This is a genomic window from Microbacterium sp. (assembly GCF_039812165.1).
Classification (GTDB): domain Bacteria; phylum Actinomycetota; class Actinomycetes; order Actinomycetales; family Microbacteriaceae; genus Microbacterium.
Genome location: NZ_JBDIAB010000089.1, coordinates 1 through 11,064, shown reverse-complemented (window position 1 = coordinate 11,064; position 11,064 = coordinate 1). Strand labels below are relative to the sequence as shown.

The 11,064-nt window shown below is 67.0% G+C and carries 6 protein-coding genes and 1 pseudogene; 2 read left to right on the top strand and 5 right to left on the bottom strand.

What is annotated here, in order from left to right; translation table 11 throughout:
• The 4 genes from purL to drmA all read right to left on the bottom strand — a co-directional run.
• The coding region (gene purL, locus WML84_RS08685; RefSeq protein ID WP_347345748.1) for a phosphoribosylformylglycinamidine synthase subunit PurL at positions 1 to 1,976 on the bottom strand (1,976 nt) is incomplete at its 3' end.
• Between the two features lie 118 nt (positions 1,977 to 2,094).
• Positions 2,095 to 2,811, bottom strand: a complete 717-nt coding sequence (gene drmC / locus WML84_RS08680; protein WP_347345747.1) for a DISARM system phospholipase D-like protein DrmC — start codon at positions 2,809 to 2,811, stop codon at positions 2,095 to 2,097.
• On the bottom strand, positions 2,801 to 4,828 hold the full coding sequence (locus WML84_RS08675; RefSeq protein WP_347345746.1) for a DUF1998 domain-containing protein: 2,028 nt from the start codon (positions 4,826 to 4,828) through the stop codon (positions 2,801 to 2,803). The genes drmC and WML84_RS08675 overlap by 11 nt, the downstream gene beginning before the upstream one ends.
• Positions 4,828 to 8,541 (bottom strand): DISARM system helicase DrmA, encoded by a 3,714-nt coding sequence (gene drmA, locus WML84_RS08670; RefSeq protein WP_347345745.1) that lies wholly within the window; start codon positions 8,539 to 8,541, stop codon positions 4,828 to 4,830. The genes WML84_RS08675 and drmA overlap by 1 nt, the downstream gene beginning before the upstream one ends.
• A gap of 97 nt (positions 8,542 to 8,638) precedes the next feature.
• Here drmA and WML84_RS08665 point away from each other — a divergent pair, with 97 nt between their 5' ends.
• Positions 8,639 to 9,340, top strand: coding sequence for a hypothetical protein (locus WML84_RS08665; protein ID WP_347345744.1), 702 nt, complete (start codon positions 8,639 to 8,641; stop codon positions 9,338 to 9,340).
• Here WML84_RS08665 and WML84_RS08660 read toward each other — a convergent pair.
• Positions 9,327 to 10,619 carry a recombinase family protein gene (locus WML84_RS08660; RefSeq protein ID WP_347345743.1) on the bottom strand — a complete coding sequence of 431 codons (1,293 nt, stop codon included), beginning with the start codon at positions 10,617 to 10,619 and terminating at the stop codon, positions 9,327 to 9,329. The genes WML84_RS08665 and WML84_RS08660 overlap by 14 nt on opposite strands.
• Before the next feature lie 44 nt (positions 10,620 to 10,663).
• Between WML84_RS08660 and WML84_RS08655 the strand changes: the two are divergent.
• Positions 10,664 to 11,064, top strand: a pseudogene (locus WML84_RS08655) (SAM-dependent DNA methyltransferase); the annotation flags it as partial.

Sequence of the window (11,064 nt, the reverse complement as noted above, 5' to 3'; positions counted from 1 at the left end):
TGGGCGCTCGAGACGAGCGACTGCTGGGATGCCGCGTGGATCAGCTGTGCGAGCCGCTTCTCGTTCGCGAGGTCGACGGCCGGCGGGCGGCCGCCGAGGTGGCCGTGCACGGTGCCGGCCCAGGCCGAGCCGCTGAGCTCGGTCGCGGTGACGCCGAGCAGGTAGATGTTCTCGCCGGCATCCTGCCACCCCGACGGGATGCGCCGCGCGACGTCGTCGATGATCCCGAGCACGCCGACCACCGGGGTCGGGAAGATCGGGGTGTCGCCGGTCTGGTTGTAGAAGCTGACGTTGCCGCCCGTGACCGGGATGCCGAGTTCGAGGCATCCGTCGGCGAGGCCGTCCACGGCCTGCCCGAACTGCCACATGACCTCGGGATTCTCGGGGCTGCCGAAGTTGAGGCAGTCGGTGACCGCGGTCGGGTCGGCGCCCGTGACGGCGACGTTGCGGTACGCCTCGGCGAGGGCGAGCTTCGCGCCCTGGTACGGGTCGAGCTGGCAGTAGCGGCCGTTGCAGTCCGTCGCGATCGCGAAGCCGAGGCCGGACTCCTCGTCGACGCGGATCATGCCGGCGTCGTCGGGGAACGACAGGGCGGTGTTGCCCATGACGTAGTAGTCGTACTGGTTGGTGATCCACGAGGTGTCGGCGAGGTTCGCGCTCGACAGCAGCTGCGCGAACTGCGCGCGCAGGGTCTCGGGGTCATCGGTGCGGGGGAGGGCCGCGGCGGAGTCGTCGCGGAGCGCGTCGATCCAGGTCGGGTAGGCGACGGGGCGCTCGTAGACGGGGCCGTCGACGGCCACCGTGGAGGGGTCGACGTCGACGATCTGCTCGCCGTGCCAGAAGATCTTGAGGCGCCCGTCGCCGGTGACCTCGCCGAGGACGCTCGTCTCGACGTCCCACTTGGCGGTGACGGCGAGGAAGTCGTCGAGCTTCTCCGGTGCGACGATCGCCATCATGCGCTCCTGGCTCTCGCTCATGAGGATCTCCTCGGGCGTGAGCGTGGGGTCGCGCAGCAGCACCTTCTCGAGGTCCACGCGCATGCCGCTGCCGCCGTTGGCGGCCAGCTCGCTCGTCGCGCACGAGATGCCCGCGGCTCCCAGGTCTTGGATCGCCTCGACCAGCTCGTCGCGGTAGAGCTCTAGGCAGCACTCGATGAGCACCTTCTCGGCGAAGGGGTCGCCGACCTGCACCGCCGGACGCTTGGTCGGTCCGGTGCTGTCGAACGAGTCGGATGCCAGGATGCTCGCGCCGCCGATGCCGTCGCCGCCCGTGCGGGCGCCGAACAGGACCACCTTGTTGCCGGCGCCGGACGCGTTGGCGAGCTTGAGGTCTTCGTGGCGGAGGACGCCGACCGCGAGCGCGTTGACGAGCGGGTTGCCCTGGTAGACCGCGTCGAACACGGTCTCGCCGCCGATGTTCGGCAGGCCCAGGCAGTTGCCGTAGAACGAGATGCCGCTGACGACGCCGTGCACGACGCGCGCCGTGTCGGGGTGGTCGATGGCGCCGAAGCGTAGCTGGTCCATGACCGCGACCGGGCGGGCGCCCATGGAGATGATGTCGCGCACGATGCCGCCGACGCCGGTCGCGGCGCCCTGGAACGGCTCGATGTAGCTCGGGTGGTTGTGCGACTCGACCTTGAAGGTGACCGCCCAGCCCTCGCCGACGTCGACGACGCCCGCGTTCTGGCCCATGCCGACCATGAGCCGGGTCTTCATCTCGTCGGACACCTTCTCGCCGAAGCGGCGGAGGTAGATCTTGCTCGACTTGTAGGAGCAGTGCTCGCTCCACATGACCGAGTACATGGCCAGCTCGCCGCTCGTGGGGCGCCGGCCGAGGATCGTCTTGATCTGCTCGTACTCGTCGGGCTTGAGGCCGAGCGCGCCGTACGGCTGCTCGCGGTCGGGCGTGGCGAGCGCGTTGTCGATCGTGTCGGCGACGGGGCGCGCGGCCGTGGTCGCTGGCTGGGGGGTGGTCACGCGGCTGAGCTCCAAGATCGGGGATGCCGGACAGCGACAAGTCTAGTTGCGCGTTCGGACATGGCTGTCGCCTTGTGGCGAGCACCTCAGGGGTTGAAGTGGCGTGGACCGGAGCGCGTCATTCTCTCCGTTGCACCAGCTCATACAGCGAACCGTGTTTGCTCATCATCGCCGCTTCGACCGACTCGGCGAACGCACTGTCGTGGGCGAGAATCCCGAACTCGACATTGCGGTTCTCGGCGGAGTAACTGAAGTTCGCACTCGTGATCAGGAGCAGCTCGTGATCGACAATGATGAACTTCGCATGGCTGACTACAGGCTTTCCGTTCGGCAGCACGGCGGAGCGGTAGACCGTCGCCCGCGGGAGTTGCGCTTTGACGTTCACGGCGTCGGCAACCTTGCCGTCGACGTACACAGTCACGGCAACGCCGGGCTGCTCGGATGCTTCTTTCAGCGTCTTCCACATCTGCGAAGTGTCTTGGAAGTTGTAGGTCGCGGCGGTAACCGACAGTCGGGCTGCGCCGACGATGCGATGGAACTCTCCCGTCAGGTGGCCGATGTTGGCTTCGTTGCCGGGCATGGTCCACACCGGTGTCAGCTCACGTCGCACCGACTTGGCGCCCGCGATCGCGCGTAGCACGCTGACGATGAGGTCACAATCGCTTGGACCCATTTGGGCCGCGGCAAGGAGTCTCTTCACCGTCCCGCGGCGGGCCAGTGCGATCTCGCGTACTGCGATGCTCGGGGGTGTTCCGGCATCGAACTGCAGGGCGAGTCGCTCCGCCTCGGTTGCGGTGAGGAAGCTGCCAAGTTCGGCGAGCGGGTCAGAGGCCATAATTGCGGAAGAACCCTGGCACGGTCGGGCCATTCGCGGTCGGGAGGTCGAGCAGGAACCGTCGGTCGAGGAAGCGGTTGGCCTTCTCACATGAGGTCTCGGAGGCGAAGCAGCACGTGTGGCAGGCGGCGCCGTGCAGGAAGTCCTCGGGGTCCGACGGTGTGCGCTGGGCGCAAACCGGGTCAGAGGAACAGCGCCATGCCCGGCGAACCGCCGAGAGCACAATGCCCTGAAGCTTCTCCGGTTCGGACAGGGCCACCAGCCCGCCGAGTGTGCCTTCGCTGTCGGAGGCGGTCGTGCAGATGAGCAGTCCCGCTGCGGCCTCGCGGCCGGGCTCCTCCCGCCATGCGTAGATGCGCTCGGCCAGGCTGGCTGCTCCGTAGCCGGAGTACATCGCCATCTCGCGGATGAGGATATGCGAGAGGGTGTGGATGAGCCAGTAGCGCGGCGCCGGTAGGCGGGTGTCGGGGTTGATGGCTGCGGCGGTCTCTGAGAAGCGGCGGGCGAAGTTGCGGCGGTGGGCTTCGAGGTGGGCATTCCAGAGCGGGGTGGTCTCGATGTGTCGTTCCCACTGCGCAACGGCGTCGAGGTCGAGTTGCAGGAAGACGCCTTCGCCGCGGTCTTCGGTGGCGGGGACCCAGGTGGGCTTGCCGTTGCGGGTGAGGTCGACCAGGCGGGATGCGACATCGTTGACGCGGTCCATCTCGTCGAGGCGGGTGAACCCGAGCACGGCGTTGACGCGCTTCATCCGGTTGACTCCGACGACGCGCTTGATGCGCGGGTGCAGCTCGGTGCCGCGCTGCATCTCGGTGACCATGAGTCCGGTGTTGTTCTGCTGTTCGGGGAATAGGGCCGGCTTCTGGACGTAGCGCCATTCGGGGACAAGCAGTTCTATCGGGTCCCAGTTGGCGCGGCGCTCTTCGCGGTCCTCTTCGGACTCGGGTGGTGCGAGCACGTCCGCGACGGCGGTGGCGATGTCGTCGTCAGTGAGTCCGGTGACGTCGATGTTCCGCGCGCCCGCGAGGGCGCGGATGACCGGGATCTGGCCGACGAACTGCCGGATCTGGTCGATGCCGAGTTCGACGCGGAGATGGTCGGCGAGGGCTTCCTTCTGTTCGGCGTCCGAGCGTGGCATGACGATGATGCTCTGCGTCGAGGGGAACCAGAGGTTCGAGGCACCCATCATGATGAGCGCGGGCTGGGCCTTGCAGCCGGGGAAGAACGCGCCGAGGTGGGGGTGGCGTCCGCGGCACGTCTGGGGCAGTTTGAGCCGACCCTTCGCCCCTTGGGCTTCGGCCATGCCGCGTGTGGCGTTGCACGACTGGCAGATGATTGTGGAGCCGACGCTCTTGCCGACGTTGGCGTCGCGCATCTTGAGGTCGGGGTTCTCAGCGTTCGGGCACTTCTGACCCCGGTGAACCCAGAGTGTGTAGGGGAACTCGTCGAGGTGGCCGTTGGTGCAGGTCAGCAAGTGCTGCGCAGGGACGGCGGGGCGGCCCTCGCGGCGTTCTCGTCCGCCGCGACCAGGGCAGGGCTTGTGCGTGAACTGGGCGAGGTCGGGCCGGAACGGATGCGTGTTCGTGTAGGTGAACCGGGTGAGCGGGCCGAGGTAGTCGCAGCCGGTGCATCGGAACCACTGCGGGAATACCCGCGCGGGAAGGCCGAGGTCCGAGCCCTCGGTCGACATCGAACCCTTCTTGGGCTGCCACGGGAACGGCCGCAGAGCGTCGACCTGCGGCCCGAGGTGCAGGCGGACGACGTTGAGCAATCGCGGCTCGAGGATCGTCGGGACGACCTCGCGACGCTTCCAGATCGGCTCCCAGTCGTCGAGCCCGGCGGGCATGACCGAGAAGTTCGGCAGGTCCATGAGCGCGCCAGGACCGTAGGTGTACAGGAGCGATGAAGGACGGGCGGACCCGACCTTGGCCCGGTTCTTCGCGAGGCCTTCGTCGGCGTCGCCGAGCGGGTCGAGGGCGTCGTTGTTGTCGGCAAGTGGTGCGGTGGCGATGTCGGTCATCAGTCGTCCTCCCCGGCGGGCAGCGCCCAGTCGTCGACGCCCACAGGAGTTCTGGCGAAGAGTCGGTCCGGTACAGGTGAGACCAGGATGTTGATCTCCGGCTGCACTTCGCGCATCGAGTTCGCGATCACGAACGGCGCTCCACTGGAGCTGCCGACGCTGGCGCGGTGGTTCTCGGGGCTGATGATGAGCGGCAGGTACTTGTCGCCCTCGCCGGTGCGTTCGTAGACGAGCGTCTGGTGCCGTTCGCTGGCGTATCCGGCGCGGCTCGCCCACCGGTCGACCCGGTTCGTCAGCAGGTCGCTGGCCTTCTTGGTGAGGTCATCGTCCTGGGACGCGGCGAGAATTCGGGCCTTCAGCCGGCCGATGATCCCGACGACTTCGGGATGCTGTGAGGCGATCTTGCCCGCCTCACGCTCGGGCGATATGCCGTCGGCGACGGTCGCCTGGGCGACGCGCGCGGCGCTGACGAGTAGCCCGTCGATGCCTCGCTCCAGCGAGGTCGGCGAGAACGGCGTGACGGAGAGTGCCTCGACCTGCTTATAGAAGGTGTCGTGGTAGTGCCGGAACTGCTCGAAGTGAGCGAGGTCGCGTGGCCGCGCCCAGTTCCCCAGCGACACGACCAGGCCCGGGCGTGCCGCGTCGCGGCCCACTCGCGACGACGCCTGGATGTACTCGGCGGTGTTCTTCGGCTGGCCGACCACGAGCATGAGTCCGAGGCGCTGCACGTCAACACCCACCTGGAGCATCGACGTCGCGAGGACGACGTCGAAGGGGGCATCCCCATCGCGCTTGGGTGCCGCCTTGTCTTCTCGGCGCAACGCGATACGTGACTGGAATGCCGCGGTCGTGTCATAGCCTGGGTCGAACTCGAGCCCGAGCTTGTCGAGGGTCTTGCCGATGTCGGCACCCGAGATTCGGGAGGTCAGTTCAGCCACGTTGAGGTTTCCGAACGCGGTGCCATATCGCCGCGGGAATCCGGAGTCGCGACGGGGGTTGCCGACCCGCGTGCTGACGTCGTCATCAACATATCGGCGCATGCCGGCCAGCTCGCGGGTGGCGTTGAAGTACCCGACGAGAGTCATGTACGGGTCTGCTTCGATACCTGTGCGGTCGAGTAGCAGCTGCCCGGCGAGCAGTAGCACCTCGGCGAGGCGGATCTCGGCGCTCGACAGGCGCACGCCCGGCGCGCTGACGCCGATGTAGCGACGGCCGGGATTCTGCTCGGAGACTTCGACTTCGCGCGAGAAGAACGTGTCGGCCACATCGAGCACCTGCGGCGGGAAAATCTCCACCTTGCGCCCGTAGAGCTGGCGCACCTGCTCGACCGCGTTGCGTACGGTGGCCGTCGAGGCGACGATCAGCGGCATTACCGGCTTGCCCTCGGACGTCTCCCACGAACACAGCGTCTCGACGGCGACCTCGAACAGACCAACGGCCGTGCCGAGCGCCCCGGTGATGAGGTGCAGCTCGTCCTGGATGATCAGGTCTGGCGGGCGCAGGCGCCCGACGGGCATGACCGTCGCGGTGGGATGGCCGTTGTTCGCCGGGTGCGACTGCACAGTGCAGCCGGTGTAGTCGGGGTGGACGTAGCCGTGCCGCCCGCAGCGCCTGTTGACGAACCCGAACAACGAGGCGGCCTCGCCCTCGCGCGCGAGCCGGGCGAACTTGTCGACGGTCGCGATGACGAACGCCGGGGTGAGCCGATAGATCTCCTCGTCGACGGTGAGAACCGGAAGTCCCTCGGGGACGCCGCCCCCCTTGGAGAACGGGCACCGGCCCAGCTCGTCACCGCAGTGCACGAACACCCGGCGGCTGGTGGCGTCACCCTTCACGTTCGCCGGGGTGATCTCGGTCCCGCACCACGGGCAGCGCTGAATCTGAAGGACCGTCAGCCGGTGCGAGGCACCGTCGTTGACCTTCTTGAGCTGCTCATCGGCTTCCTCGAACCGCTTCGGACTGACATCGGTACCAACCCAGAGACCGATCCGGAACGGTTCAGTTCCCCAGGTCGCTTCATCCTCGCGGCGGGCGAGTTCGGCGGCGCAGACGAGCGCCGTCGCGCGCTGGAACTGCTGCGCCGTCAGCAGCCGCAGCGTGTATCGCATCAGCACCGACACTCCGTCACTGCCGTTCAAAGGGCCGTCGGTCGACTGCACGACTGCCTGCCGACGACGGATCGCGAACGTATAGGCAGCCAGGCCCAGGTACGCCTCGGTCTTGCCACCACCGGTCGGGAAGAACAGCAGCTCCACGCGAGCCAGATGCTCCGCACTGCGCAGCGCAGCCGTCGGGTCAGTCAGCGACCCGAGCTGCATGAGAATGAACGCAAGCTGGAACGGACGCCACGACGCGACGGGCTTTCCGTCAGCCTCCGCACCTTCAAGGTCCTGCCGAGCCTGCGCGATCGACAGCGCCGAGTCGGACTTCCGCGCTTCGGCGACCTGCGAAGCGAGGCGCTGATCGCGCATGACCCGGTTCATGAACTGGAAGCACTGAAGCCCAGTCACGTCCGAGGCGACGAACTCCAGCCCCTCGACGAGACGCTGGTGCGCCTGCCGAGCCTCCCAGAGCACCACGTCGGCGATCTCCCGCAAGTGCTCGGGAAGCTGCACCGCCACGCCTTCCTGCCGGTCGAGCCAGGCCCCATAGCCGGAGACCAAGGGGGCAAGCCCTGCGCGCAACTCGTCGGGACCGACCGAGGCCAGCGTCTTCATCGACAGCGTCGCACCCTCGACCTCGCCGGCCCTGGTCTGCGGAGTCTCTGCCTTTGGCAGCCATGTCGTCGACACCGACGTCGCCCGCCGCGAACCCTTGCGCACGACCCAATCGGCCGAGCAGGTGCGGCCGATTGCGAACTCGAGTCGGTCCTTGTACTGGAGGTCGAGCCGCCGCACCTCGTCGTCGCGCTCGGGCCAGTCCTGCTCCAGCACGTCTCGCACCGGCAGGAATGCCTCAGCGCCACCGGCGTCGATGAGGAGCTTCGTCTGAAACATCCACATGCTCGACGGGATAGGAAGCGGAGTCTCGCGGTCGTTGCACAGCGCGATCTCGATCAGCACCCGCCCATACGCGGCGTCGTCGTAGCGGTCGATCCGCAGGCAGATCGCGTCGCGGAGCACGATCGTCTCGGTGCGACCAGCAGTCAGCGCCGCGAGCGTGATCGTCCGGGTCTCCTCGACCGGAGTGCGCTGGTACTTCCGGACGGGACGTCCGGCCTTCGACACTTCGTCGGTCTCGACCGTCTCGTAGGTGCCCCACGAGGCCGCGACATCGAACGACGCGAGATCGCTGGGCACCTGAAAACGCAGTCCCATGGACGCCGGGATCATCAGCCCCTGCTTGGGCGCCCGATCCTCGACGTCGTCCTCTTCGGCATCGGCCTCGCTCTCGTCGGCCGCAACCGTCGGGACTCCGCGCCCTTCGGTCACACCGTCCTCGTCGAGACGCACTTCGGCCAGGTCGTCGGCGTCGTCCTGGTCGAGCCCTGATCCATCGGTGCTCGTGAGCTTGACCGGCGCGATCAGCCCGACGAGGTACATCTGCTTTGGGCTGAACGGCAGCAGCTCTTCCTCGCCGTGGATCGGTCCCAGCAACTCGCGCTCCAAGATGTCCACAAGGTTCTCGCGCACGCCGAAGGACGTGCCGTCTGTCGGGAAATTGAGCACGTAGCCCGAGGCCGCTGGGGTGGGCGCGTCCGTGCTCTCTGCCATGGGCACCAGTCTGCCGCAGGTCACTGACGTCGATGAGGAACCTCGCGCTGATGGCGGAGCTTCGGCGGCTATCCCGTCGCGCCAGTAGGGTCTACCTGTGCGCAAGGCCAGCCCCAATGACGTCATCGACTCGTTTGTTCAGTCGACCTCGGACGACCTTGCGGACTGGCAGATCATTGACGATTCTCTGCATGACCTCCGCCTCCGCAGACGCGTAGCGTCGGACGCGTTCCTCGCTCTCGCAGTCGCGTGGGAGACCTTTCTCTCCCAGTGGCTGATCGCCGCCGTCAACCGAGACTCATCAACGGCCGTGACGTATCTGTCGCAACGGCCGCAGGATCACGCGACGAGCGAACTTCGAGTGCCGCAGACGCATGTGTCTGTGACCCTGATCACAAAGAACCACTTCACGCTGGATCTCGTACGACAGCTGCTCGACCCGAACGACAACAACGTGGTTCTTCGAGAGCACAAGGATCTCAAGAACTTCGCGGATCGTTGGCTTGCGGCCAACTACAGGCAGCAGTTGTCCGCCATCACCTCATATCAGTTCAAGCCTGTACTGGCCACGAGACTCGTCCGCAACGCGCTGGCTCACCAGTCGGAGTCCGCCCTAAAGCGAGCTAACGACGAACTCCGAAAGTCGACGATGCCCCTCGCGCTTCGGATAACCACCAGTCGCCAACTGAATGTCGACGGTTGGCGCCGCTACCTGCTGTCGATCACGAGCGCAACACCCCGACTCGCCGTTTACCACAACGAACTGGCGACAACCGCCCAGTTGCTCAGGGTCCCGTAGTCGCGCCGCTATCTCTCGCCAACCAGCGAAGCAGAACTCGATCCTCGTCAAAGTAGCGGCCGACGACGCCGCGACGGATGACGAGCATGTCGAGCTGGGATACCAGCACGGCGCGCCGTGCCATGTCGTCGTGGCCTGCGCGTGCCCAGGCCTCGTCCACCGCGAGGTCGCCGATCAGTTCGTCAGCGCGCTCGATGAGGAGCCGATCGATCAGATAGGCGTCGAGCGCGGTGCGCCCGATTGTCTGGCGGCACTTCGGGCAGTAGAGCACCGGCCGCTTCTGGTTCGTACCGCGGCAGAGGTAAACCGCGCACTCATCGCACCGGGCCACGCGCGACAGGAATGCGCTCGTGGACTGGCGCTCGGCCTTCTTGCGGGCCTGAGGCACGGTCCGGGCGTCGAGCAGCCGCTGCAGGGTCGTGAACTCCTCGGTCGTGATGATGGCGAGCGCCTGACTGATCACCGGCCGACCTCGTTCGTCACGAAGCACGGCGAACGGGTCGACCCGCTTGGCACTCTTGGCGCGGCCTGGGTTGTGCGGGGTCATCCCGGCCAGTACGGGGTTCCGCAGGAGACCGTCCACGGTCTGCCGGTTCCACGATGTGCTTCCCGATGCCCGCTCGGTGCGGCGTGCGGGAAGCGGGGCGCCGCTGTCGGTGAGCCAGGTGGCGATCGCGTTCACCGTGTCGCCGCTCAGCGCCTTGGCAACCGCGTTAGAGAGCCAACCGATGCGCTCGTCATCCTTCACCAGCACGCGGCCGGGACCGTTGGGGTTCTGAACGGACTGGTATCCGTACGGGATGCCACCGCCGGGCCAGCGGCCGTCCTTGAGGATCTGCGCGCGAGCCGCTCGCACCCTGGCGCGGATGGCTTCCGCTTCCATCTCGCCGAAGACGGCGAGCATGACCGCGAACGCGCGGCCCTGGGGGCTGGTCATGTCGATCGGGTCTTCAACGGCGACCAGACCCGCGCCGCGCTTCTGGAGTGTCTCGTCGGCGTGGAGGAAGTCGAGCACCCGCCGGGCGAGCCGGTCGACCTTCCAGATGATGACGGCATCGAAGTCACGAGCAGCCAGCAACGACTTCCAGCCCTGACGCTCCTCAGGCCTGTTGACGGTTGCCGAGACGCCATCATCGACGAACTCGCCGGCAACCTCCCACCCACGGGCCTCGGCATAGCGGCGGCAGGACTGGAGCTGCCGCGCAATCGAGACGGACTCTTCCTTGGTGACACTGAGCCGGGCGTACAGAACGCAGCGGCGTGCTTGTTTGAGATTCATCCCGCCAGTTCAGCGGCCCTTTTCGACGTCGTGCGACCTCACTCTTGCAGGCGAAGGGCACCCTCGGCCTCATCGCGACCAACACCGTCGCACAGGGCGACTCGCGCGAGGTCGGACTCGACGCGATGGTCGCTGACGGGTTCACGATCACCCGTGCGATCCAGAGTCGCCCGTGGCCATCCGCCAGCGCCAACCTGGAGTATGCCGCCGTGTGGGGCGCCACCGGACCAGTTGCCGACTTGGTTCCGCGGACGGCCGACGGGGTCGATGTTCAGCGAGTGAGCACGCTTCTCGAACCCGCCGGTCGCGTGGAAGGGGTCCCTGCCCGCTTGAACGAGAATGACGGGGTCTCGTTCATCGGCTGCTACACGCTCGGCATGGGGTTCGTTCTCGATCGTGACGAGGCGCAGGAGTGGATTGCCGCCGATCCACGCAATATTGAGGT

Bases quoted from the DNA above. Each gene is read 5' to 3' on its own strand.
- drmC (WP_347345747.1), bottom strand. From the start codon at position 2,811: ATGGCCTCTGACCCGCTCGCCGAACTTGGCAGCTTCCTCACCGCAACC.
- drmA (WP_347345745.1), bottom strand. From the start codon at position 8,541: ATGGCAGAGAGCACGGACGCGCCCACCCCAGCGGCCTCGGGCTACGTG.
- WML84_RS08660 (WP_347345743.1), bottom strand. From the start codon at position 10,619: ATGAATCTCAAACAAGCACGCCGCTGCGTTCTGTACGCCCGGCTCAGT.
- WML84_RS08675 (WP_347345746.1), bottom strand. From the start codon at position 4,828: ATGACCGACATCGCCACCGCACCACTTGCCGACAACAACGACGCCCTC.